Source organism: Maribacter confluentis (assembly GCF_030505015.1).
GTDB lineage: Bacteria > Bacteroidota > Bacteroidia > Flavobacteriales > Flavobacteriaceae > Maribacter > Maribacter sedimenticola.
On record NZ_JAUKUC010000001.1, the window covers coordinates 3,701,264 to 3,726,424 of the forward strand.

The 25,161-nt window shown below is 38.6% G+C and carries 27 protein-coding genes; 15 read left to right on the top strand and 12 right to left on the bottom strand.

Features of this window, described 5'->3' with window-relative positions; all coding sequences use genetic code 11:
• Positions 1-23: 23 nt before the first annotated feature.
• Entirely contained in the window at positions 24-1,256 is a 1,233-nt protein-coding gene (locus Q2T41_RS16280) for a M48 family metallopeptidase (RefSeq protein ID WP_304436937.1), read from the bottom strand.
• 38 nt (positions 1,257-1,294) lie between these two features.
• Complete coding sequence (locus Q2T41_RS16285; protein WP_304436938.1) at positions 1,295-2,107, bottom strand: TrmH family RNA methyltransferase; 813 nt, start codon at positions 2,105-2,107, stop codon at positions 1,295-1,297.
• Between the two features lie 77 nt (positions 2,108-2,184).
• On the opposite strand from Q2T41_RS16285, the gene Q2T41_RS16290 reads away from it, so the two are divergent.
• The 10 genes from Q2T41_RS16290 to Q2T41_RS16335 all read left to right on the top strand — a co-directional run bounded on the left by Q2T41_RS16290 (position 2,185) and on the right by Q2T41_RS16335 (position 9,344).
• Complete coding sequence (locus Q2T41_RS16290; RefSeq protein ID WP_304436939.1) at positions 2,185-2,982, top strand: DUF6503 family protein; 798 nt, start codon at positions 2,185-2,187, stop codon at positions 2,980-2,982.
• 113 nt (positions 2,983-3,095) lie between these two features.
• The gene (locus Q2T41_RS16295) at positions 3,096-3,338 is read left to right on the top strand and encodes a MoaD/ThiS family protein (protein WP_089261832.1); all 243 of its coding nucleotides are present in this window, start codon (positions 3,096-3,098) and stop codon (positions 3,336-3,338) included.
• A complete protein-coding gene (locus tag Q2T41_RS16300) occupies positions 3,338-3,754 on the top strand; it encodes a molybdenum cofactor biosynthesis protein MoaE (RefSeq protein ID WP_304436940.1) in 417 nt (138 codons plus the stop codon). Before Q2T41_RS16295 ends, Q2T41_RS16300 begins: the two co-directional genes overlap by 1 nt.
• A gap of 68 nt (positions 3,755-3,822) precedes the next feature.
• Positions 3,823-4,806: a GTP 3',8-cyclase MoaA gene (moaA, locus tag Q2T41_RS16305; RefSeq protein ID WP_304436941.1), complete on the top strand. Its 984-nt coding sequence runs from the start codon at positions 3,823-3,825 to the stop codon at positions 4,804-4,806.
• Positions 4,806-5,279 carry a cyclic pyranopterin monophosphate synthase MoaC gene (gene moaC, locus Q2T41_RS16310; protein ID WP_304436942.1) on the top strand — a complete coding sequence of 158 codons (474 nt, stop codon included), beginning with the start codon at positions 4,806-4,808 and terminating at the stop codon, positions 5,277-5,279. Before moaA ends, moaC begins: the two co-directional genes overlap by 1 nt.
• A complete protein-coding gene (locus tag Q2T41_RS16315; protein WP_304436943.1) occupies positions 5,263-5,856 on the top strand; it encodes an NTP transferase domain-containing protein in 594 nt (197 codons plus the stop codon). Before moaC ends, Q2T41_RS16315 begins: the two co-directional genes overlap by 17 nt.
• Positions 5,853-6,926 carry a HesA/MoeB/ThiF family protein gene (locus tag Q2T41_RS16320; protein ID WP_304436944.1) on the top strand — a complete coding sequence of 358 codons (1,074 nt, stop codon included), beginning with the start codon at positions 5,853-5,855 and terminating at the stop codon, positions 6,924-6,926. Before Q2T41_RS16315 ends, Q2T41_RS16320 begins: the two co-directional genes overlap by 4 nt.
• Positions 6,910-7,683, top strand: a complete 774-nt coding sequence (locus Q2T41_RS16325) for a sulfite exporter TauE/SafE family protein (protein WP_304436945.1) — start codon at positions 6,910-6,912, stop codon at positions 7,681-7,683. Before Q2T41_RS16320 ends, Q2T41_RS16325 begins: the two co-directional genes overlap by 17 nt.
• Before the next feature lie 39 nt (positions 7,684-7,722).
• A complete protein-coding gene (locus Q2T41_RS16330) occupies positions 7,723-8,913 on the top strand; it encodes a molybdopterin molybdotransferase MoeA (protein WP_304436946.1) in 1,191 nt (396 codons plus the stop codon).
• Positions 8,914-8,933: 20 nt separating this feature from the next.
• Positions 8,934-9,344: a hypothetical protein gene (locus tag Q2T41_RS16335; protein WP_304436947.1), complete on the top strand. Its 411-nt coding sequence runs from the start codon at positions 8,934-8,936 to the stop codon at positions 9,342-9,344.
• Between the two features lie 71 nt (positions 9,345-9,415).
• Here the strand turns inward: Q2T41_RS16335 and Q2T41_RS16340 are convergent, their stop codons facing one another.
• The 3 genes from Q2T41_RS16340 to Q2T41_RS16350 form a co-directional block, all read right to left on the bottom strand.
• Positions 9,416-10,708, bottom strand: coding sequence for an amidohydrolase family protein (locus tag Q2T41_RS16340; protein ID WP_304436948.1), 1,293 nt, complete (start codon positions 10,706-10,708; stop codon positions 9,416-9,418).
• 42 nt (positions 10,709-10,750) lie between these two features.
• On the bottom strand, positions 10,751-13,702 hold the full coding sequence (locus tag Q2T41_RS16345) for an amidohydrolase family protein (RefSeq protein WP_304436949.1): 2,952 nt from the start codon (positions 13,700-13,702) through the stop codon (positions 10,751-10,753).
• A gap of 179 nt (positions 13,703-13,881) precedes the next feature.
• On the bottom strand, positions 13,882-14,949 hold the full coding sequence (locus Q2T41_RS16350; RefSeq protein WP_304436950.1) for a DUF3810 domain-containing protein: 1,068 nt from the start codon (positions 14,947-14,949) through the stop codon (positions 13,882-13,884).
• A gap of 67 nt (positions 14,950-15,016) precedes the next feature.
• Between Q2T41_RS16350 and Q2T41_RS16355 the strand changes: the two genes are divergently transcribed.
• Complete coding sequence (locus Q2T41_RS16355) at positions 15,017-16,462, top strand: aminoacyl-histidine dipeptidase (RefSeq protein WP_304436951.1); 1,446 nt, start codon at positions 15,017-15,019, stop codon at positions 16,460-16,462.
• Between the two features lie 35 nt (positions 16,463-16,497).
• Here Q2T41_RS16355 and Q2T41_RS16360 read toward each other — a convergent pair whose 3' ends face one another.
• From Q2T41_RS16360 to Q2T41_RS16375, 4 genes are read right to left on the bottom strand one after another with little or no spacing between them, the layout of a single operon-like run.
• Complete coding sequence (locus tag Q2T41_RS16360; protein ID WP_304436952.1) at positions 16,498-17,562, bottom strand: glycoside hydrolase family 5 protein; 1,065 nt, start codon at positions 17,560-17,562, stop codon at positions 16,498-16,500.
• A 41-nt stretch (positions 17,563-17,603) separates the two neighbouring features.
• Positions 17,604-18,743, bottom strand: coding sequence for a peptidylprolyl isomerase (locus Q2T41_RS16365; protein WP_304436953.1), 1,140 nt, complete (start codon positions 18,741-18,743; stop codon positions 17,604-17,606).
• 10 nt (positions 18,744-18,753) lie between these two features.
• Positions 18,754-19,296 carry a gliding motility-associated peptidyl-prolyl isomerase GldI gene (gene gldI, locus Q2T41_RS16370; RefSeq protein ID WP_304436954.1) on the bottom strand — a complete coding sequence of 181 codons (543 nt, stop codon included), beginning with the start codon at positions 19,294-19,296 and terminating at the stop codon, positions 18,754-18,756.
• Complete coding sequence (locus Q2T41_RS16375; RefSeq protein WP_304436955.1) at positions 19,293-20,309, bottom strand: DHH family phosphoesterase; 1,017 nt, start codon at positions 20,307-20,309, stop codon at positions 19,293-19,295. The genes gldI and Q2T41_RS16375 overlap by 4 nt, the downstream gene beginning before the upstream one ends.
• A gap of 75 nt (positions 20,310-20,384) precedes the next feature.
• Between Q2T41_RS16375 and Q2T41_RS16380 the strand changes: the two genes are divergently transcribed.
• The gene (locus Q2T41_RS16380; RefSeq protein WP_304436956.1) at positions 20,385-21,410 is read left to right on the top strand and encodes an alkaline phosphatase D family protein; all 1,026 of its coding nucleotides are present in this window, start codon (positions 20,385-20,387) and stop codon (positions 21,408-21,410) included.
• Positions 21,411-21,459: 49 nt separating this feature from the next.
• On the top strand, positions 21,460-21,879 hold the full coding sequence (locus Q2T41_RS16385; RefSeq protein ID WP_089261802.1) for a nucleoside-diphosphate kinase: 420 nt from the start codon (positions 21,460-21,462) through the stop codon (positions 21,877-21,879).
• A gap of 94 nt (positions 21,880-21,973) precedes the next feature.
• On the opposite strand, the gene Q2T41_RS16390 is transcribed toward Q2T41_RS16385, so the two are convergent.
• From Q2T41_RS16390 to recF, 3 genes are read right to left on the bottom strand one after another with little or no spacing between them, the layout of a single operon-like run.
• Complete coding sequence (locus Q2T41_RS16390) at positions 21,974-22,270, bottom strand: DciA family protein (RefSeq protein WP_089261800.1); 297 nt, start codon at positions 22,268-22,270, stop codon at positions 21,974-21,976.
• Positions 22,270-22,686 (bottom strand): lipocalin family protein, encoded by a 417-nt coding sequence (locus Q2T41_RS16395; protein ID WP_304436957.1) that lies wholly within the window; start codon positions 22,684-22,686, stop codon positions 22,270-22,272. The genes Q2T41_RS16390 and Q2T41_RS16395 overlap by 1 nt, the downstream gene beginning before the upstream one ends.
• Positions 22,687-22,688: 2 nt before the next feature.
• On the bottom strand, positions 22,689-23,768 hold the full coding sequence (gene recF / locus Q2T41_RS16400; protein WP_304436958.1) for a DNA replication/repair protein RecF: 1,080 nt from the start codon (positions 23,766-23,768) through the stop codon (positions 22,689-22,691).
• 122 nt (positions 23,769-23,890) lie between these two features.
• On the opposite strand from recF, the gene Q2T41_RS16405 reads away from it, so the two are divergent.
• Positions 23,891-24,658, top strand: coding sequence for a tetratricopeptide repeat protein (locus Q2T41_RS16405; protein ID WP_089261794.1), 768 nt, complete (start codon positions 23,891-23,893; stop codon positions 24,656-24,658).
• Positions 24,658-25,140 (top strand): 6,7-dimethyl-8-ribityllumazine synthase, encoded by a 483-nt coding sequence (gene ribH / locus Q2T41_RS16410; protein ID WP_304436959.1) that lies wholly within the window; start codon positions 24,658-24,660, stop codon positions 25,138-25,140. The genes Q2T41_RS16405 and ribH overlap by 1 nt, the downstream gene beginning before the upstream one ends.
• Positions 25,141-25,161 lie beyond the last annotated feature (21 nt).

Here is a 25,161-nt window from a genome sequence, read left to right on the forward strand (position 1 = left end):
TCTTAAATGATGAACAACAAAAATTATGCCTTTAAATTACGTATGCGGTCAATTAACGGTGGGTGGGAATAATGCATAAAAACATAGGCCGGATGAGGGGTCAGGTTGCTCAAACTGTTTTTTGATAATTTCTTTAGGGAAGTTACCAACGGCGTTGCGGCATAAGTGTTCTTTGCATAATCATCTGCTTGGTATTCAAATTTTCGGGAAAAATAATTCATTAACAGCCCCGTAAGTTCTGAAACCGGACTGTATAGTATACCAAAACCAATTAGAGCGGCGTGAAAGCTGGGTCTATCTACACCTATAGCTAAAGATATTTCAGGATTATTAATGAACAATGATAGCAAAAACAGCATTAAGCCGGTAAGTAAAATGGAAGATGCCAAATTGAAAATAATGTGCTTGCGTTTGTAATGGCCCACTTCATGTGCCAAAACGGCAACTATTTCTTCCTCTTCCAAATCATTGATCAATGTGTCATATAGGGTCACTCTTTTTTCCTTGCCAAATCCGGAAAAATAAGCGTTGGCCTTTGTAGACCGTTTTGATCCATTGATAACGAATATGTGCTTAAGGTCAAAACCTACATTGGCCGCATAATGTTCTATTTTCTCTTTAAGGCTACCAGCCTCCAAGGGTTCTTGTTTGTTGAATAAAGGAACAATTAATTTGCTGTAAAATAAATTAACGATTAAGGTAAAAAATGCAATGGCAATCCAGGTGTACCACCAAAAATTTGTGCCTGCGGTCTGAAAAAACCATATAATCAACGCTAAAATACCACCACCAACAATTAAAGTTAGTGCCCATTGCTTTATTTTGTCCAAGATAAAGGTTTTATGTGTTGTTTTGTTGAACCCAAATTTTTCTTCTATGACAAATGTTTGGTAATAGGTAAACGGTATATTGATGATATCACTGCCCAATAAAATAATTCCAAAAAATAGTAAGGCCTGGCCAATAGGGTGGTCTGTACTATTTTGGGCAATTTGGTCTACCCAATTAAATCCTCCAAAAACTATAAACCCAAGTATAAGTGCCAATGAAAAGGTAGAGGTCAAAATTCCAAATCTGTAATTGGTTAGCTTATAAGCTTGGGATTTTTCATATTCCTTAATATTGTAAACATCCTCCAAATCTTTTGGAACAGGGTCTTTGAATTTTTGGGCGTTCAGAAAATTTAATGCAGTGGCCAATAAAAACTCGGCAACCAAAATAATTAGGATACAATAAAAAACGAAGGTGCTATCCATAAAAAATGCTATTGGTTTTTTGTTTAATGGTTAACGGGTTAACGCCCAAGTTTTTGCTGTCTTTTGACCTCAAAGATAAGTATTGCCGCTGATACCGAAACGTTCATGGAGTCTATTTCTCCATCCATTGGTATTATAATATTTTGAGTTGAATTGGAAAGCCATTCCTTGCTAAGTCCATCATGTTCGGTGCCGACCACTATAGCTGTAGGGCCAGTATAGTTTATTGAGGTGTATTCTTTTGATGCGGTCAATGCGGCACAGAAAATGCCAAACCGTTCCTGTTGTAAATAGGAAATAATTTCTTGTGTGCTCCCTGTCTTGATTGTCCTTGAAAATACGCATCCAACGCTTGATCGTATAATGTTGGGATTGTACAGGTCCGTTTTTGGGTTTGCAATAAAAACGGCGTCTAGATTGGCAGCATCTGCCGTTCTTAACAACGCGCCTATATTTCCTGGTTTTTCAGGGGCCTCAGCAACAAGGATAAGCGGATTGGGTTTGTTGAACGCTAAAGTGGACAAAGTATGGTCTTTTCCTTTTGCAATGGCCAAAATACCTTCTGTAGTATCTCTATAAGCTAGTTTTTTATAGATTTCATGACTAACGGAAATTATTTTATTTTCAGGAAAATCTTTTAAAAGGCTATTGCCATCGCTGTTCTCAAAAATATCAGCACAATAAAAAATGGTCGTAATTTCATATTCGGCCTTAATGGCAATGCTCAATTCACGCAGTCCCTCTAATAAAAAGAGTCCTGTCTTTTTGCGTTCCCTAGCCTTATCCTTTAATAAAACAGCCTTTTTGATTAAAGGGTTTTGGGCGCTACTTATATGTTTATGTTCGTGCATTAGGTACAAAAGTAATCTAATCTGTTAAGTAGGCTAAATAATATCGACCAAGAGAATTCAAATTAACCTAAGAAAATATGAAGAAATACATTTTAGGGTGCTTGCTAGTATCATTTGCCTTTTCGTGCAAGGAAGGTCCAAAAAAAGAGGAGATTATAGACACCGCGGCCCAAACAGAAGAACAAATTACCTTAAATACCTATCCGCAAGATTTTTTTAAGGTATTGAATGCACACGGTGGGTTGGATAATTGGAAACAGTATAAAACCTTATATTTTGATTTACCAAAACCCGCTAGTGTAGAAACCCATATAGTTGACCTATACAGAAGGACCGATAAAATCATAGCGGAAACTTACAGTTTAGGTTTTGACGGGAAAGATGTTTGGTTGATGGATGAGGCCGGTTCGTATGAGGGTAAACCTAAGTTTTATCATAATCTAATGTTTTATTTTTATGCCATGCCCTTTGTGCTGGCAGATGAAGGGCTTAATTATGAGGAGATACCTGCATTGGTCGTGGATGGGGTTTCCTATCCGGGATTCCATATTACTTTTAACAACGGTGTGGGTGCCTCATCTAAAGACGAATATTTTCTACACTATGATCCAGAAACTTTTCAAATGAAATGGTTGGGATATACCGTAACCTATTTTAGCGATGCACCATCCAACGAGATCAGCTGGATAGAATATGCAAATTGGAATAAAGTAGGAGAGGTACTTTTACCGAGTGCTATTTCCTGGTATTCTACTGAAAACAATAATGTAAAGGACCGGGTGAATACGGTTAAGTTTGAAAATGCCAAACTGTTAAAAAGCGCTGAGCCAACAACATTTTTTGCCAAACCTTCCAATGCAAAGGTGGTGGATTGATTGTGAATCAAATTATTATTATTATTATTATTATTATTTAGTTAATAAAGGTGTCATTTTTATGGCACCTTAGTTTTTATAACTAACTTGAAATTCTAATAATTTTGAAGCAGATGAACGTATTATTTTTTGGAATAGCCAAGGATATTGTTGGTAGTTCGGAAATCTTGTTTTCTGATGAGGAGGCCAAGCCGGCAACGGTTGCCGCGTTAAAAAAGGATTTGATTAAGAATTATCCGGAGTTTTTAAAATTAAAGACCCTTGCCGTGGCCGTTAATAGTGAATATGCCAATGATGATGTAACTTTGAGCGGCAATGATGAAATTGCAATAATACCACCAGTAAGCGGGGGCTAATGAAAAAAGTAGTAGAAATAGTAGATGTTATAGATACCGCAAAGGTGTATACCGAATTGAACCATGTTGAAAGCGGTGGTATTTGCGTTTTTGTGGGTACGGTTCGTGAATTTACAAACCAAGAACAGGTAATTGCCTTGGAGTTCGAAACCTACAGAGACATGGCCTTAAAGGAAATGGAAAAAATTGCCGATACGGCAATTGAAAAATGGAATCTTAATAAGGTGGTCCTGCGCCATGCAGTGGGGGAGAAAGGAGTGGCAGAGCCTGTAGTAATAGTTGGGGCATCTTCTGCTCATAGGGATGCCTGTTTTGAAGCTTGTAGGTTTTTAATAGATACGCTAAAGGAAACTGTGCCTATTTGGAAAAAGGAGAAATTCAAGAACAAGTCGGTCTGGGTTTCGGCACATCCATAGGTTGTTTTAAAAGGAGTAAGTTTAGAAAGTAGATTAAATGTGTTTGATGTTGAACTTGAATAAGGTAAATGCTAGTAGATAATCATAATAGGACCATTAATTACTTACGATTGGCCGTTACGGACCGATGTAATTTGCGGTGCAATTATTGTATGCCAGAGGAAGGAATCAATTTTGCCAAAAACGACAAATTGTTCACGATAGATGAATTGGTTCGTTTGAGTTCCCTTATGGTTTCACAAGGTATAGACAAGATCCGTATTACCGGGGGAGAGCCTTTTGTACGAAAGGATTTAATGGTTTTGTTACGCAATCTGGCATCCCTTAAAGGTTTAAAAGATATTTCAGTGACCACCAATGCTACCTTAATTGGTCCATATATAGATGAATTGAAAGAATTGGGCATTAAGAATATAAATGTCAGTATGGATGCCATCAATCGCGAAACTTTTGAATGTATTACTCGTCGCAACCATTATGATGTAGTGTATAATAATATGATACGGCTAATTACCGAAGGGTTCAATGTCCGGATAAATTTTATAGCATTGGATGGTCAGAATATAGAGGATATTATTCCTATGTTAGAACTTACCAAACATTATAACGTGTCGGTTCGTTTTTTAGAGGAAATGCCGTTCAATGGTGGTTCCAAGGAATTTCAGTCTATAAAATGGGATTTTAGGGCAATTCTTGCGCATATTAAGGAGGCGCATCCTGGCTATTATAAATTGCAATCCCCTAAAACTTCTACCTCCATTAACTATAAAATCCCCGGTTTTAAGGGAACTTTTGGCGTCATTCCTTCGTTCAGTAGAACGTTTTGTGGCAGTTGTAACAGGTTACGGATTTCCGCTACGGGTGACGTAATCACCTGTCTATATGCAAAAGCAAGTGCCAATTTAAGGGATATCATGCGGGCGGATGATGTTGAAGCGAACATAAAATCCGCAATTTTACAAGCGGTAGGCAGCAGGGCCAAAACAGGTTTTGAGGCGCAAGAAAAGTATAAGGATGTATTCAGTAATTCAATGACTTCTATAGGAGGATGATGGAAAAAAAGTTATCACACATAGACGAATCTGGTAATGCTACCATGGTAGATGTTTCGCTAAAAGATGCATCTGTAAGGCAAGCTGTAGCCTCCGGTACGGTCACATTTCCCCATACAGTGTTCAAATCCTTGACAGACCAGGATTTTGTAGGTAAAAAAGGGAGTATTGTACAAACGGCGGTAATTGCAGGAATTCAAGGGGTAAAAAAAACAGCAGAACTAATTCCGCTATGCCATCAAATAAACCTTTCTAAAATAAATGTGGAAATAGTTCCGGGTGAGCACCAATTTAAAATAACGTGTACCGTAAAATGTAATGAGAAGACCGGTGTGGAAATGGAAGCGTTGACAGGAGTATCCATTGCCGCACTTACCATTTATGATATGTGCAAAGCATTATCACAGGATATCGTCATCGGTACAATTCAACTGGAACAAAAAACTGGAGGTAAGCATGATTTCCAACGTTAAGCTATACGGATTAGTACTTTCTGGGGGTAAAAGTACAAGAATGGGTAATGATAAGGGGTTGATTACATACCACCAGCTCCCACAACGGGAACATTTATATCATTTGTTGAGTAAAGTTTGTGAACGTACCTTTTTAAGTATACGTAGTAATCAGGAAGAAGAAATTTCCCAGCACTTTGAAACGATCATAGATCAAGATGAATATAGGGGCCCTTATAACGGTTTACTGTCTGCCCACGCGGCCTATCCTGAGGTGGCTTGGCTTGTTTTGGCATGTGATCTTCCGTTAATTGATATTAAGGCTCTACAAGAATTGGTTGAAGGTCGCAATACCCAAAAAATAGCAAGTGCATTTGCCAATGTGGATGACCCCTTACCGGAACCATTGTGTGCTATTTGGGAACCGGAATCCTTAGAGCAATCTATTGCCTATCTAAATAATGGAAATGGGTCGTGTCCACGTAAATTTTTAATTAATGCAGATATTCATTTAGTGTTCCCAAGAAATAAGGAAGTGTTGTTAAATGCAAATTCCAAGGAAGATTATTCCCAGGCATTGCAAAAATTGGGATTATGAACGATAATAGATACCTACGACAGACAACTTTAAAAGGTTTTGGTAATGAAGGCCAGCAAAAATTAAGTTCGGCAAAGGTCTTGGTTGTAGGTGCTGGGGGGTTGGGGGTTCCTGTCCTTACCTATTTAAATGCAATGGGCGTTGGTACCTTAGGTATTGTTGATAACGATGTGGTTTCCTTATCAAATTTACACCGTCAAGTCCTATATACGGAAAAAATGGTGGGGCAACCAAAGGTGTTGGCCGCCAAAAACCAATTGCTTGCGCAAAACACCAATACTGAAATCATTGTGCATCAAACTTTTTTAACTGTTTTGAACGCTTTACAAATCATTGGTGATTATGATGTGGTCATTGATGCCACGGATAACTTTCCTACAAGGTACTTAATCAATGATGCATGTGTTATTTTAAACAAACCTTTTGTTTACGGTGCATTACATGGTTTTGAAGGACAGGTAAGTGTATTTAACTATGGGGATGGGCCAACATATCGTTGTTTGTTTCCGGAAATGCCAGGGGCAGATGCCGTACCCAACTGTAATGATTATGGCGTTCTGGGTATAGTACCAGGAATAATTGGTAATCTACAGGCCTTGGAAACCGTTAAGATAATTACTGGAATAGGGGAGGTGCTATCTGGAGTACTATTATTGTTTGACGGATTGTCCCAACGTTTCCAACGTATGAATTTGAGTTTAAACCCCAAGAACAAAAGCCTAATACAGTTGGAAAAAAGTTATGAATTTGAGTGTGAAATTCCTATTGCATCCATAGAGGCCAAGAATTTTCAACAAATATATACGCCTGGCGGTACAGAATTGGTAGATGTAAGAACTATTAAGGAGTTTTCAAGACAATATATAGCTGGGGCAAAACATATTCCTTTGAGTGAGCTTAAGGAAAGGGCAAATGAAATTGATTTGAGAACACCTGTATATATAATATGCCAGTCTGGAGTACGTAGTAAAAAAGCGATCGCTCTACTTCGTGAACTTTTTCCATCCAATGAATTTGTCAATGTTTTGGGTGGAATGAACCATATAGATGTATATGCTCTTACCCATTGATGAATTAGCACTCTTGTGTATCGGGTTTTTTATGATTGCCACATTGTATTCCTCCGTAGGTTTTGGTGGGGGCTCAAGTTATCTAGCATTATTGACCCTTTTCTTATCCAGTTTTTTTGCAATTAGGTCAATAGCCTTGGTGTGTAATTTGGTAGTAGTATCTGGAAGTACCTATTTATATTTTAAAAATGGCCACGCCAAATTAAAGGATTTTCTACCTTTTGTAGTCGCAAGTATACCCTTGGCGTTTTTAGGTGCTTCGTTTCGGTTAAAAGAACATATATTTTTTATCATTTTAGGAAGTGCGCTAATTCTGTCGGCAATTTCTTTGGCGTTACAGACATTTAATTTTAACAATACCGATGAGACCAAGGCATATCCTAATTATCTAAGCTACCTACTTGGATCGGGTATTGGTTTCCTATCTGGATTGGTAGGCATTGGTGGGGGTATTTTCCTGGCCCCGGTACTAAATCATATAAAATGGGACAAAGCCATTAAAATTGCGGCATTGGCCAGTTTTTTCATTCTGGTAAATTCAATTTCCGGTTTGTTTGGGTTAGTGACAAGCAATGCATTATCATTACCTTGGCGCGAGACCATTTGCTTGGTAATAGCTGTTCTTTTAGGGGGGCAGTTGGGTATTCGCATCAGTTTAAAAAAATTATCTGCCAAAGGCATAAAAAGGGTTACGTCATTACTGGTTTTGTTGGTAGGTATTCGTGTGCTATTGGTAAATGGTCTAGGTGTCTTTTAATTTCTTACCTTTTCCTAAGGTAATTTTTATCTTTATGATATGATTTCATTTGATCAGGCCTATACTCATGTATTGGAACATACTTTGGAATTGGGTATTGAAGTGGTTCCACTTATGCAAAGCCTGCAGAGGGTTTTAGCGGAGGATATTTGTGCGGATAGGGATTTTCCACCTTTTGACCGTGCTACAAAGGACGGGATAGCTATTAATTATTCTGACCACATTAATACGGACCATATCTTGCAAATTGAAGGAGTAGCTGCAGCTGGTGCACCACAGCAGGAGTTACGTACTGTGGGTAATTGCGTAGAAGTTATGACCGGAGCGGTGGTGCCCCAAAATACCGATACGGTGATTATGTACGAACACATATCCATAACCGATAACGTAGCGGTAATCAATGAAAAGGTTTCCAAAGGGCAAAATATACATTACAAAGGAAGCGATGAAAAAGCTGGGGCTGTTCTATTGACAATAGGTACTAAGATTACGGCTGCGGAAATAGGGGTAATGGCAACTGTGGGCAAATCATATGTAACGGTAAAGGCAAACCCAAAAATCACTACGATAGCTACAGGTAATGAACTAGTAGAGGTTGATGCCGTACCGTTACCACATCAAATACGGAAATCCAATACCATAACCTTGGAGGCCGCTTTGCAAACAAGGGCTATACCTACTAATTCCCTACATCTTATAGATAATAAGGAGGCACTGTCCAAATCACTTAAAACAGCATTGAAACAAAATGATGTGTTGTTACTGAGTGGGGGTGTTTCTAAAGGAAAATTTGATTTTATCCCTGAGGTAATGGAAACCCTGGGAGTGGAAAAGGTTTTTCATAGGGTTGCTCAAAGACCAGGAAAACCATTTTGGTTCGGTGTGCATAAAGAACTGAAAACGGTCATATTTTCTTTTCCAGGAAACCCGGTTTCCACATTTGCCAATTTTCATGTCTATTTTTTACCTTGGCTTCATAAATGTTGGAATATCCCAGTTGCCAACCAATATATTAAGCTTTCCGGGGAAATACATATTAAGCCACCTTTAACACGTTTTATTCAAGTATGTACAAAAAGAGAAAAAGGGGGTATTTATGCAGTGCCAATTAGTGAAAATGGATCGGGAGATTTGTTAAGCCTATCCAAATCTAACGGATTTATTTGTTTGCAACCAAGAGAGAAAGGGTATGGGTCAGGAGAATTGGTGCCGTTTATTAGTACGAAATAATTAACCATAAATATATACATATGAATACCATCTTAAGAAATATTTTAGCGGTCGTTGCCGGACTTATAGTGGGCAGTATAGTGAATATGGGCATCGTAATGATAAGCGGTTCCGTCATTCCTCCTCCGGAAGGGGGAGATATAACAACAATGGAGGGTTTAAAATCTACCATTCATTTATTTGAACCAAAGCATTTCCTGTTTCCTTTTCTGGCCCATGCGCTAGGTACATTGGTTGGTGCATTTGTTGCGGCCAAACTGGCCGGAAACAGAAAATTGTTGATGGCCTTGATCGTAGGGTTTTGTTTTTTAATTGGAGGAACTATTAATATTTCCATGCTGGGTGGACCTTTGTGGTTTAGTGCTCTGGATTTAATAGTAGCATATATTCCCATGGCTTACCTGGGTTGGATACTCTCGGGAAAAAAATAATGCCGAAGATTTATTTGAGCAATAAAAAAGCCCACATAACATGTGGGCTTTTAATGTTTAAATACTGTCCGTTATTCAGCTTCGTATTTTTCAGAATACCGTTTCCATAGTTTAGTTTGGTGTGTTTCCAGTGAAACCGACCTGCCATCTATGAAGGCGTGGGTAAGTTGGTTACCTGCCATATCCAAGGCATCTCCTTCAGATATGAACAATGTGGCACTTTTGCCATTTTCCAAAGTACCATAAGAAGCATCAATACCTAAAATTTTTGCTGTATTGCCCGTTAATAATTGCACAGCAACTTCTTTATCAAGTCCTTGCTGCACTACCTGGCCTGCATAGAAAGGTAGATTTCTAGTCTGGAAATTTTCCGCATCCGAATTTTGTATGGCCACAAACAGACCCGCATCTACCAACAGTTTTGGAAGTTTATAAGGTAGGTCATAATCATCATCCTCAAATACGGGCAGATTATGAGTGTACTGAACCATGACCGGGATATTATGACTTTTAAGAAAATCGGTAATTTTATAGGCATGGTAACCGCCCATTAATACAATCTCCTTTACTTTATTGTTCTTTAATGTATTGATCGCATCTATAATTTCTTTTTCCCCATCTGCATAGACATATAATTTTTTAGAACCATCAAACGCTCCTTTCATGGCAGCAAATGCCGGATTCATTTCCTTGGCTGTTCCATCTTCATATACAATGGCATTTTGCATGAAGTCCGTTACTTTTTGCACTTGTTTAGGATAGTCCTTGTTAGGTTGGTAACCAGGTTCTTCACCAGCCCACCAGCGTCCTTGTTTAAACGTATTGGGCCAATGTAGATGTATACCGTCATCTACTTTAATAGCGGCATCTTCCCAATTCCAGGCATCAAATTGAACAATGGATGAGGTACCGGATATTAATCCGCCTTCAGGTGCAATCTGTGCCAAAAGTACTCCATTGGGGCGCATACTTTCTACCACTTTAGATTCGGCATTGTACGCAATTAAACTGCGTACATGTGGAATGAGTTCCCCTAACTCGTCCTTGTCATTAGTGGCCCTTACGGCATCAATTTCCACTAACCCCAAGGTTTTTCCAGGAGCAATAAAACCGGGGTAGACGTGTTTTCCGGTTGCATCTATAATTTTTCCTTTACGGGCAATCCTCATCTTGGAGTCGCCTACAAAAGTAATTTTACCATCCTCAAACATGATTAGGGAACTTTCAATGACTTCTCCGTTTCCTAAATGGGCAGTAGCGCCTTCTATAGTTATGGCTTCCGTTTGCTTGGGAGCCGGTGTCTGTTGTGCCGTGGTTTGAAAGAAGATTCCCAAGGCCAGTAGAATATATATATGTTTTTTCATTTTAATGATTTTAAGTTTAGATACTGCTTACTGATGATATGGTTACAGGCTTTCACAGGTAAAATTCTTTTTTATTGATTTTTTTGGACCTTGCATTTTCTTACCGCCCGCTTTTTCCTTGAGCATCATGGTCACCAGTTCATTTCTTTCTTTTTTTATAGCATCTCGCTTTTGCTTGTCCATTTCCAAATCAAAATAAGTAACTCCTTCAATAATCGTTTTTTCTGCTTTGGAATATACGGACAAGGGATTACCGGACCATAGAACCACATCTGCATCCTTGCCTTCTTTAATGCTACCTACGCGATTGTCCAAGTGTAAAAGTTTTGCAGGATTAATGGTTACCATCTTCCAAGCTTCCAATTCTGTCATACCTCCATATTTGATTGTTTTGGCAGCTTCTTGGTTTAATCTTCTCATCATTTCACGATCATCACTATTAATAGCGGTAATTACACCTTGCTTTTGCATAATTGCGGCATTATAGGGAATTGCATCGTTCACCTCATATTTATAAGCCCACCAATCACTAAAGGTACCTGCGCCCACGCCATGTTCGGCCATTTTATCGGCAACTTTATAACCTTCTAGAATATGGGTGAAGGTATTGACCTTGAAACCAAAATGTTCAGCAACCTTCATCATCATATTAATTTCGCTCTGTACATAAGAGTGGCAAGAGATAAAACGTTCCCCATTGATGATTTCTGCCAAGACTTCCATTTCCTCATCATAACGATACGGTACACCGCTTTTCTTTTTTGTATCATATTCCTTGGCACGCTGAAAATAATTCATCAACATTTGTTCTACACCCATACGTGTCTGTGGAAAACGGGAATAACTTTGCCAATTGCTTTGTTTTACGTTTTCACCCAAGGCAAACTTTATAAATTTGGGTGAATTATCATAGATGAGACCGTCTGCCTCTTCACCCCATTTTAATTTTAATATGGCCGATCTGCCACCTATAGGGTTGGCGGAGCCATGAAGTAACTGTAACGAGGTTACACCACCTGCAAGTGAATGATAGATACCCATATGCTCCGGGTCTACTACATCTTCCATTTTAACTTCCGCAGAACTATTTTGACCTGCTTCATTTACTGCCAATGCCGCAATATGGCTATGTTCATCTATTATGCCCGCGGTCAAATGTTTTCCCGTAGCATCAATGACCTTTGCACCACCGGCACTTAAATCTTTCCCAATTTTAGTGATCTTACCATTTTTAATAAGTACATCTGTATTTTCTAGAATGCCTGCATCTTCACTGGTCCAAACCGTTGCGTTCTTGAACAACATTGTTTCCTGTTGAGGTTTAACAGCAAAACCATAACCTACATTGGGAAAAGTTACGGGCATAATTTTTACGGATTCTTCTGCTGGGGAATCTTTATCATTTTTTTCCTCAAAGGATTTTGTCTTGTTGGCCGTAAACTGGGTCTGTGTACCGTTTGGTAATATTAATCTACCGGAAAGATTATCGGTCGTAGGTAGTACGGCACCGGTCATTCTAAACGTATCTTCCTCTTTGGTGGTAAAGGAAACATTTACCCAGTCATTGTCATAGGAAATTTTTGAACTTAACTTTACGGTATCCTGTTTTACTTCAACTTTTGGTTTTGACAGTTCACCCGTAACGGACATAGTATAAGTTTTGCCCTGGACCACCATATCGTAATCTCCACGAATGTCCTTAATATCCATATCATTGATTACATTTTTAGTACCCTGTACCCAATTTTCGTACAATGTGGTGGAAGATTCAAATACATCTCCGGAAGTAATCAAAAAATTGGCCAATGAACCTTTTTTCAAGGATCCTATGATGTTGGATTTCCCTAAGATTTGTGCTGGAACGGTAGTCAGGGCTTCTAATGCCTTTGTTTTTGGCAATCCATATTCAATAGCCTTTGCCAGTTTTTCCTTAAATTTTGCAGGGGACTTTAAATCATGCAATGTTAATGAAAACACAACTCCGTTTTCTGACAGAATTTTGGGGTTGGCAGGTGCTTGGTTCCAATAGCGCATATCACTTAAGGAAACATAGCCTTCTGCATAAGGGTCAGAAACATCATAGGCATCAGGAAAATTTATTGGAATGATATATTTAGCATTGGTCGCCTTTATCTCCGCTATGCGTTCAAATTCGTTTCCACCACCAAGAATGGTGTATTGTATACCATTGGCATCACCAATTTTATCTGCCCGTAAATCATTACCCTTATCCTTTGCCTCAAATATCTGTACCAGACTTTTATTGGCGTTCAATGCTTCTAATGAAAGGTCCGTAGTAGAGGCATTTCCATTGGCATACCAATCGGCATCACTATACATTTGTCGCAATAGGGCCAAGGTTCCCATTAAGGAACCGGGATAAGATTGTCTTTTCAATATACTTTTCTTTAATGAAAAATATTGTGCGGATTCGTCCTCAAGAATTCTGTTGGCATCCGTACCTTCTGAATTAAGTGCAATTAGTACGCCGGTTCCACGTGCTATTCCATCTTGGATATGACTGTTTACCACACCAAAACCAGCTTCACGTAATTCTTTGGCTTTTTTGTCATCATAAGAAAATTTAGCAATTGCCTTATTTTCCGGCATGATATGGTCGTTCCAATAATAACCTTCCCTAGAAGGTTCATATTGGGCAGAGCGACCGCCGCCCGGTTTTCTTTTGGGTTGTTCTACACCAAATTCTGAATATACATCGATAAAAGAAGGGTAAATGGACTTACCCTTGACATCAATGACGACCGTGTTTTTTGGAAGGTTTACGGATGCTGCCGCATTTACAATTTTTCCATGTTGAATAAGTAAGGTTCCTTTTTCGATAATTTCCGTGGGAGAAACATAAATCTTCGCATTCGTAAAAGCAGTGTAATTATTGTTATTTGCTTTTACTCCCGCATTTTCCGGAAAATACTCTTGTGCAAATAAAGATGTGCTACACCAAAAAAGGCATAGGGCCAACGTCAGTTTTTTCATTTTAGTTAGTTTGAATTAGTTGTTTAAAAATACTGGGATTCAATAGCATATGCCGTATTTTTCACTTTTGTTTAACAGTTGTCCAAGCCAAAATTGGAAATCTGTATTTTAATCTTAAATTATTGAACGATGGCTTGGTTTTTATGATTGTAATTACGGATTTTACAACGTGCGAAAATTTATAAAGGATGCTCTTTATGATACGCAATCAATAAAGCTACCACAGCATTGTAACTCTTTATGCCTTGTGCCTGATTATTGGCTTTTAGAAATGTGTTGAATACAGATTTAAACATTGGCTCCAGCGGGTTTTCATAGGAGTTCCAAAAAACCGCCATCTCTTGAAAATTAGTTTTTACGCCTGGGTTTAGTCCTAACAGTAATTCATTGAACACTTCAATGTCACCGTGCCTAACATCGTTTAAACAATATCCTAGTGCATATGCATAAGCGGCATATTGAAAATAGGGGTCTTTATTTTTGGCCGTGACCAAGTATCCTATAAAATTGGTCTCGTTTTCAGCAGAGTATCCCAATTGATGTCCTATTTCGTGACCGGCAACAATAGGAAACCTAAAATTGGGCAGAAGGCGGTTAACTTGTGCCTCATTGGTGAAAGGGTTTAGGTATCCTGCATAACCCATATAGGTCAGCCCGGTACTGAACAAGGATGTTTTAATGCTGGGCGTCGTATAATTTAAGATAGGGTGAAGGGTTGCCAAATTTTCATAACCTTCCAAGGTTTTTTCAAACATTTGCTGATGGGTATAGAGTACATTGACCGCTATTGTTGAGTCTTTGGTAATGTTGATCTGTGCTTGGTTGGTTTTTTCTACTAATTGCTGGGTAAAAGTGACCAACTGTTGGTAATCCTTGGTTTCGGTCAAATTTAAGGATGTAGACAAGGGTTCCCTGTAATAATTTAGTCCCCACATTAAATGAAAGGTAAAATACGCAATTGAAAGTACCATGGCTACATCTCTTAAAAATGCAAGTTTGTGTGTTTTGATATGGGAAAAGTATCGGATTAAATAATAGAGGGCACTAAAAATTAAGGCAAAATATATAATGTCGCCAACGGAAAAAGGTATCCAACCAAATAGGGTCCTGAAGATTTTGGAAACAAACGGATATATACCTTTACTGTAATACATCTCTATCCATTGTGTGTGTTTCCCTAACCATTTTATAATGATTATTTGGGGAATAAGCGAAATGGCTACGGCATCTTTAAACGATATCTTCATTGATTCAAAAATAGCGAAATCCTTTTTCTATCAGTATTTTTGCCATCACTAACTATGAACAAATAATATGAATATTGATCAATTGGAACCAAAATCCGTCTGGAGAAATTTTGCAAATCTGAATGCGGTGCCCAGAGCTTCCAAGAAAGAGGAACAGGTCATTGCCTTTATGATAGATTTTGGCAAACAATTGGGGCTGGAAACCTTCTCGGATGAAATTGGTAACGTGATCATTAGAAAACCCGCTACTTTGGGGTTTGAGAATAGGAAAATGGTTACCCTACAAAGCCATTTGGATATGGTGCATCAGAAAAATACCGATACCCAATTTAATTTTGAAACCCAAGGTATAGAAATGTTCATTGACCAAGAATGGGTAAAAGCCAAGGGAACCACACTAGGAGCGGATAATGGAATGGGCGTTGCCGCTATAATGGCCTTACTGGAGAGCAATACTATTGAACATCCGCCTCTGGAAGCCTTATTTACCATAGATGAGGAAACGGGAATGACCGGAGCGTTTGGATTAAAAGGTGGTGTCCTAAAAGGTGAAATTCTATTAAACCTTGATACGGAAGAAGATGATGAGATAGATATTGGTTGTGCCGGAGGTATAGATGTTACGGCAACCAGAAACTACAATCAAAAATCTAGTGTGCACGGAGATATTGGCTATCAAATTTCTGTTAAAGGTCTTAAGGGTGGACATAGTGGAATGGATATAGTAAAGGGGTTGGGCAACGCCAATAAAATTATGAACCGCCTATTGTACGTAGTTTTGCCTTATAATATGCGTATTGCATATTTAGAAGGAGGAAGTTTACGTAATGCAATACCAAGGGAAAGTACGTGTATTTTAAATATTGGTAAAAAGCCCGTTGGCGACTTTACTGCAAAATTCAATGAAATTTCAAAAGCAATCAAAAACGAGTTACTTGCCCAGGAACCTGAATTGGAAATATCCCTTGCGGAAGTTAAGCCGGCCAAAATGGTCATGGGCCTTGGTGCGCAGGGAAAATTGATAAAAGCATTATATGGAGCAACCAATGGAGTTTACGCCATGAGTGCCACAATAGAAGGATTGGTGGAAACTTCCAATAACATAGCCAAGGTAATGGTCAAGGATGGTGAAATCTTGGTGGGCTGTTTAACGCGTTCATCTGTGGATTCCGCTAAATTGGATTTGGCAAATTCCTTGCGTTCGGTTTTTGAATTGGCTGGATTTGAAGTAGCCTACAGTGGTTCCTACCCTGGTTGGAACCCTAATCCAAATTCACGCATATTGGCTATAGCAAAAGAGACATATACCAATTTATTTCAGCATGAGCCTAGGGTGGTAGCCTGCCATGCAGGTTTGGAATGTGGTATTTTAGGACAGAATTACCCAGAGATTGATATGATTAGTTTTGGGCCTACCATTTTAGGGGCGCATTCCCCAGATGAACGTGTTCATATTGGTTCGGTTCAGAAGTTTTGGAAATTTTTACAGGAAATCTTACGGCGTACCCCATAGATCATAGATAAACCAAAAGAAAATCTTTTAAAGGGTTATTGAAACTTAGGATTTTTATTTCTTAATTCTTCACGTACTAACCGGCCACTTTGGGTAATTGCACTATCTGGCCATTGACCACTGGTACTTGCATTTGGCTGTAATGCTGCAGAATTTTCGTTTTTATCCGCTATAGACCAATTGCACCAGGAAATAGCATTGTCATCTAAAAACTTCCACCAGGTATTGGTTTCTTGTACATCAATAAATCCATCACCCGAATAATCCGTAGTGCCGAACTCCGTAACAAATAAGGCAATATCATTGTCCAGCGCGCTTTGGGCTATATCACGTAAGTCCTGTTTATGCGATGAGGCATAGTAGTGCAATGTGTAGGCTACATTATCATCTTCAATTTCATTGCCTATGACTTCATTTACCTGTTGTGACCAATTTCTGGTACCGCAGATGACAATATTATCCGGATCATATTTTCTTATTTCCGTTATGACCGCTTCATGATATGGCTTAAGAACATTAATCCAAGAAACGTCCAAGGGTTCATTGTACAGTTCATAAATTATATTTGGGCGGGCTCCATATTTCTGTGCTATTTCGGTAAAAAATAGTTTGGCCTCATCTTCATAATCCTCTGCATGATGACTATGCCAATCTACAATAACATAGATTCCATTGGCTATTGCTGCATCTATAATGGTAAAAATTTTGTCTTTTTCGGCTTGTGGATTGGTTATATAGCCTTCAGAATCTTCAATGCCCATTGCAGCCCTTACCACGGTACATTGCCAATCTTCCTTTAACCATGAAACAGTTTCGGGAGTATAGTATTTGCCCATCCATTGACTCCAGAAAAAAGACATGCCTCTTAATTGTACGGCATTTCCATACTCATCCACAATTTTATTACCTTCTACGCGCAATTGTCCATGAAGGGATACAAAAGACTCTTTTTCATTCACCTCATTGGTGCCGGTAGGTGTGGAGGTGGATTGTTCTTGGTTGGAATTTGGCGCGGCTCCAATTTCATTTTTAGAGGCGCATGATAAATTGATGCTTAAAAAAAGAACCAATACAATCGGTAAATGAATTGCTCTATACATATCTGTATAAAGTTACCGATTATATTGGTCTTTGTAAATTTTTATTCTACTACTCCTGTAATCTCAACATCGAACACCAAATCTGCATTTGCAGGGATGGGACCACCACCTTGAGCTCCGTAGCCCAAATGTGAAGGTATGAACAAACGTACTTTATCACCTACGTTCATGGTCAATAAGCCTTCCCTGAAACCAGCAATCAAACGGGATTCCGGTGAATAATCCATAGGAATTGGCATGTAACCACCAGCTTGTTCCCTGTTCCAATCAAAGGTGCCGTATTTTTTGGCAATTTCCACATAATTACTATCAAACAAGGTACCGTCCATTAAGTAACCTGCATACATTACATTTACTTTTTGGCCAACTTTTGGTTTATCTCCAGAACCTTCGTTCAATGTCAAAACCTTTAGACCAGATGCCAATGCCGTTGCTTTTGCTTTTTGTGCTTCTATTTGAGAGGCAAATTCAGCTTTTATTTTTTGTACTTCCGCCAATTTTTCAGCTTTTTCCTTTTCTATGGCCGCTAGTCTTTCCTCTTCGTTGTCAAAATAGTTGGTCATGACCTCTACGGCATCGAACTTACGTGCTTCCTTACCATTTCTGATAATCTCTATAGTATTCATTGTTACGGGTTCTATGGGTTTGTTCCCTGCTCCTACAGGAACATTGGCAATAGAGTCAACAATGTTCAAACCTTCCACCACTTCGCCAAAAACGGAATGCTTGTTGTTCAGCCAAGGTGTTGCCTTATGGGTTATAAAAAATTGACTGCCATTGGTAGAAGGGCCAGAATTGGCCATGGAGAGTATTCCTTTTTTATCATGAACCAGTGAGTCATTGAACTCATCAATAAAACGGTATCCAGGATTGCCTTGCCCGTTTCCTAATGGGTCCCCTCCCTGGATCATAAAATCTTTCATTACTCTATGGAATGTTAAACTGTCATAGAATTTTTTGTTTTTGTACTGCTCACTGACAAACGGATTTTTACCTTCTGCAAGGGAAACAAAATTGGCTACCGTTATAGGTGTTTTTTCCTGCTCTAACCTAACAATGATATCTCCTTTATTGGTTTTTATATCAGCAAAAAGACCATCGCCCAAATCTGCTCTTTTACTAGTATTGCAGCTGGCCATAACTAGCCCAACAACTGCAATTATATACATGTTCTTAATCATAATATTCATTTTAATTTTCCTGTTGTTTTTCTATTTGTAAAATTGTTATTGTAGATTTTATGGGAACATTGCTGCCAATCTTGTTTTCGTCACCATGATAACCAAATGCCAAGGATGATGGAAAAAGAAATGTGGCACGCTCATTTTCCTTTAATAGCTTGACGGCATCCCTAAGGCCTTGAAAAAGTTCCTGTTTATCTACTTTGTAGGTAACTACACCGATGTCTTTTTTAGAATAAATAGTGTCATTGTCCAAGGTTAATACATCATAATTGAAGACTACGATATCATCTGTTTGTGGGGTATAGTCCGTGGTATCGTTAACGGCCAAGTAGGTATACCAAGATCCAGATGAACTATGGGTATAATGTTTTAATGAATCCGCTTTAATAAGTTGCTGGATCTTTATTTCTTCTTTTTCCAATAATTTTCTGCTTCTTTCTATTGAAGCCTTAAAAAAACTGCCGCTTTTTGTCTGTACAGGTTTTCTTGGCTCGGGCCCATTGCAGCTATATACAAGTATTAAAAGTAATGCTAAAAAAACTACTCTCATGACTGTAATTGATTCTGGTATTGTGGTAATAACGAAGTAAAATATTTGATAGTATCTTCAATGGAATCTTCACTCTTTCCTCCAGCGGCATTGGTATGGCCGCCTCCATTAAAGTGTTTTCTTGCAAAATCGTTCACGGAAAAATCACCTACCGACCTAAAAGATATTTTCAATATGCCTTCCTCCTTGTTTTCAATAAAAATTACGGCAAAATTAATGCCGTCCAAGGTTAACCCATAGTTTACAAAACCTTCGGTGTCTCCTTTTTGATAGTTGTACTTATCCAACTCTTCTTGGCTTAAGGTGATATAAGCGGTATGGTACTCTTCCAAAATCACCATGTTTTTCAAGGCACATCCTAGTAAATGTAATCTACTGGGTGAATTGGTGTCGTAAATGCGATGGTGAATTTCTGTGCCTTCTGCACCTCTGTCCATTAAATCCGCGACCACTCTATGCGTATTACTTGTTGTTGCAGCAAATTTAAACGACCCGGTATCGGTCATGATACCGGTATAGATGCAATTGGCCATTTCTGTAGTAATTTGGTCTACGTCGCCCAAAAGTCCTATAAGATGATATACCATTTCACAAGTGGAGCTCATGGTTACATCGGAATACATGATTTTGGCATAATCCGATGGTTCTTGATGGTGGTCAACCATTACGAATGTAGCGGATGATTCTTCCAATAGTTCGCTCATTTGCCCAACACGTCCCAAGTGGTTGAAATCCAATGTGAAGATTACGTCTGCCGCTCCAATACATGATTTGGCTTGGGTATTCTTTTTTTCAAAATTTAGGATTTTATCCGCTCCGGGCATCCATTTTAAAAATTTTGGAGCATCGTTGGGTGAAACGATACTGGCATTATGACCTTTATTAATTACATAATGCCAGAGCGCCAAGGTTGAACCTATGGCATCACCATCCGGATTTTTATGGGGTATAATCGCAATTTTCCTTGGTGTGGAAAGTAACTGTTTAAGGGCGTTTAGGTGCTCTAAATTCATGGCGGCAAAGATACAATTTAATAATATAGGCTTTAAATGGAATCGTTTAATTTTACTTATCCATAAATTTATGACATGAAAAAAACGCTAAGTTATTTAATAGCGGTCTTGATTCTATCTTGCTCTGCACCTAAGCATGGGGTGGTAGACTCCGCACATGAGGTAGATTTCACTTTGGCCTTTGGTTCCTGCAATAAGACAGAACTACCCAATTTATTATGGGACGATATAGTTGATTCTAAGCCTAATGTTTGGATTTGGGGTGGAGATAATATTTATGCGGATACAGATGATATGTCCTTATTGCGTGCAATGTATGATGCCCAACAAGCCGTACCTGGTTATAGCAAACTGGTCAATGTCACAGAGGTTTTGGGCACATGGGACGACCATGATTACGGTTTAAACGATGGGGGCTTAGAATATACCTCTAAAGATAAAAGTCAACAAGAATTTTGGAACTTTATGCGTGTTCCTATGCAAAGTCCGTTAAGAACCCAAAAAGGGGTCTTCCGTACCAAGGATTTTAATATGGATCAGGGCAGCATTAAGATCATTATTTTGGATACCCGATACTTTAGAACCCCTTTGACCCCTGACCATGAAACGAAGAAACGTATTAAACCTAATGAATATGGTATCGGGACTATTTTGGGAGAAGGGCAATGGGTGTGGTTAGAAAATGAACTGCTCCATTCCAAAGCCGATTTTAATATTATCGTAAGCAGTATTCAATTTCTCTCACGGGAGCATGGTTTTGAAACTTGGGGGAACTTTCCCCATGAAGTAGACCGTTTGGAGCAAACTATCGTTAAGTCCAAGGCCAAAGGGGTTGTCCTATTGTCCGGTGATAGACACATATCTGAATTTTCAAGAAAAAGCCTTGACGGAATGGAGTATCCGCTTATAGATTTTACAAGTAGTGGTCTTACCCATACTTATAGAGGTTTTACGGGAGAACCAAACCCTTATAGGGTAGGCAAGGTTATTTTTACGGAAAGTTTTGGTCTTTTAAATTTCAATTTTAAAGCAAAAAAGATTGATTTTCAGATTGTTGGTGACGGTGGAGTGGTGCTCGAGAAAATGGAACAAGTCTTTTGAATAGTTGTCAGTTATGGGGAAAAATGTATTTTTGCGCAAAAATTAAGATATGAGTACGAATAGAACATTTACTATGATTAAGCCAGATGCCGTTGAAAATGGACATATAGGGGCTATATTGGAAAAGATTACCGCTTCTGGATTTAAAATAGTGGCCATGAAATATACGCAACTTAGCTTAAGGGATGCGCAAGAATTTTATGGTATACATAGAGAGCGTCCTTTCTTTGGTGAATTGGTTGAATTTATGACCAGAGGACCAATTGTTGCCGCCATTTTGGAGAAAGAAAATGCAGTGGAAGATTTTAGGGCATTGATAGGTGCAACCAATCCTGCGGAGGCAGCAGAGGGTACCATTCGTAAATTGTTCGCTACGGATATTGCAGAAAATGCGGTCCATGGTTCTGATAGTGATGAGAATGCAGCAATAGAAGGTGCATTTCACTTTTCAGGAAGGGAAATTTACTAAGTATATAAATTGGTTATAAACAAAAGAACCGGCCTATTAGGCCGGTTCTTTTGTTTTAATAAGATTTGATAATGGTTTAAGGTCAAACAATCTTTTACCGTAAGATCAATTTTTTTATAAGTTCTTTTCCCAATTCCTCGTTCATCATGGTAATGATTTTGGATTTTCCCAAACTTAGTTCTTCACGCAGAACGGAAGAGGAGAGCGATATATAAAGTGTTTCGTTCCTGAGTTCAACAGCGGTAGTGTAATTATTTACCCCGTTACCCATTAACCTCACCCATGCATCCTTTGCATTCACCTTATCCATTCCTTTTTCCAATTTGTTTTTCTGGATAAAAGCGGAAAGGGCCTCTTTCATTGATAGGTTATCGTTTTGTCTTTTTGACATTATGGTGTAATGTTTATTGGTTCAAATCTTTGATAATGATAAATAATGCCTTCTTCGTTCCTAACGGAAAAAAAATCTTGGCTAATTGAAAGTAAAGCTTCTCGCCAATGGGTAAGGTCATTATTGTATTCCATAAAAATGGAATCGTTCTGTATAAGGATCTTGAACGCCTCTGCATCATTGGAGGTTACAAAAGAACCATCAAATTTTGGCTGTACTTTTTTACGAAAACCGTTTAAGCTATCTAGCGTAATATAATCTACCATACTGTTAACCTTATATTCCTTTTTTGTGCCATCGGTAAAGCGTACTTCCTTAATTTCCCAATAACCATTTAAGTTTGGAAGGTCCTTGGTATCCACGGCGGTGCTGCAGGAAGTTGCTAGAAACAATGTTAGTAACGCTATATACCGCATGTTTATAATTTAAAGATTTTATAGGACTGATGAATTTTTTTTACCACATCCTCCGTTCGATCAGCATGGGTGTCGCTTATAAAAATCTGGCCAAAATTTTCATTGTTAACCAAAGATATAATATGTGCAACACGATGCTCGTCCAATTTATCGAAAATATCATCCAAAATTAAGATCGGGGCAGTATTACTTTGCGATTTCATAAAATGAAATTGGGCAAATTTAAGGGCGATCAAATATGATTTTTGTTGTCCTTGGCTCCCAAATTTCTTAATAGGATATTCGTTGATCTCAAAGTTAAGGTCGTCCTTGTGTATACCTACGCTCGTATATTGTAGCGCTCTGTCCTTATCCAGGTTTTTTTCCAATAGATCAATTAGTCCATTATCCAAAAGCTTACTGTTATAGGTGAGCCTTACATGTTCGTTGCCACCGGTAATTGCCCTATACTGCTCCTGAAAGATGGGAATAAAAGTTTCTATAAACGCTGTTCTCTTTTCAAAGATAGCGGTACCATACGCGGCAAGTTGCTCGTTATATACTGCTAATGTGTCCTTATTGAAGGTTCTGTTGGCCGCAAAATACTTTAGGAGTGCATTGCGCTGGGACAATATCTTATTATAATTGATCAAGTGTTGAAGATATCCCTTGTCAGATTGTGATATGACCCCGTCCATAAATTTCCTGCGCGTATCACTTCCCTCAACAATGAGGTCACGGTCTGCCGGGGAAATTATGACCAAAGGCAAAAAACCAATATGGTCGGAAAAACGGTCATAGGCTTTGCCATTACGTTTAATTATTTTTTTATTGTTCTTCTTTAAGCTGCAAACGATCTTTTCTTCACGGTCGTCTTTTTCAAATAATCCGTCAATGACGAAAAAATCGGTGCCATGTTTTATATTTTGGGAGGAAACAGGGTTAAAATAACTTTTACCAAAGGATAAATGATAAATGGCATCCAGAATATTGGTTTTGCCAACCCCATTATCACCCACAAAACAATTAATCTTAGCATCGAACACTAATTCTTTTGATTCGAAATTTTTATAATTGATTAATGATAATTGTCTCAGTAACATTAAAATTCTTGAATTTGGGATTTATTAGGCGATAACTACCCTATAATATCCAAAAATAACGAATAAATACACCATTGGATTTCAATAAAAACTTTATTTTTGCGCGACCAATAAAATTAGAGATGGCTACATATAAGAAAAGAGGATACAAACCTGAAACAAAGGCTGAAAAGCAAGAATTCGATGAGCAAGAAAGTACTACCGCAGAAGTATTTAGTTCCTTGGACGAAGGGGCTTCAAGGTCAGAGGAGTGGGTTTCTAGAAACCAAAATTATATATTGGGTGCTATAGGGGTTATTGCAATTAGTGTTTTGGGATATTTGGCCTACAGTCAATTTGTGGTAAAACCAAAGGAGACCAGTGCAGCTAACGAAATGTATTATCCCCAGCAATACTTTGATCAGGCGTTGACCAGTACAACTGCCAAAGATTCATTGTTTACATTGGCTTTGGAAGGTGCAGAAGGTAAGTACGGCTTTAAGGATATTATAGAGGAATATAGTGGTACCCAAGCTGCAAACTTGGCAAACTACGGTGCCGGTATGTCCTATTTGAATATGAACAAATACCAAGAGGCAATCAATTATTTGGAAAACTTCAGTTCCGATGATGCCATATTGGGGGCACTTGCCAAAGGCGGATTGGGTGATGCCTTTATGCAATTGGATCAGCCGGAAGATGCCTTGGGATATTATGAAGCCGCAGTGGCCCATAGTACCAATGATTATACTACCCCAAAATTTCTTTACAAGGCAGGTGTTACCGCTCTTGAAATGGGTGATAAGGACAAAGCTTTGGGCTTTTTCCAAAGAATAAAGGACGAGTATCCAAAATCTGAAAATGCCGGTAGTATCGATGCATTTATAGGAATGGCTAAAAGTGGTGCATAATGGCTACGATCAATAAAAATTTATCAGTTTACGATAAAGCAACAATCCCAAACGCGAAAGGACTTCGGTTTGGGATTGTTGTTTCTGAATGGAATTCCCAAATTACGGAAGGACTTTTTTCGGGTGCCATGGAGGCGTTGTTAGATTGTGGGGCAATGAAAACGGATATTTTACGGTGGAATGTTCCAGGTAGTTTTGAACTTACCTTTGGTGCAAAAAAAATGATCCAAACACAAAAAGTAGACGTGGTTATTGCCATAGGCAGCGTAATACAGGGTGAGACCAAACATTTTGATTTCGTATGTGATGCAACCGCCCAAGGAATTAAGGACCTGAATGTTTTAATGGATGTACCCGTTATTTTCTGTGTACTTACGGATAATAACATACAACAATCCATTGATCGCAGTGGTGGAAAACATGGCAATAAAGGTACTGAGGCTGCCATAGCCGCCATTAAAATGGCTGTTCTAGGAAACTAGGGTTTTTCTGTTTATTTACCT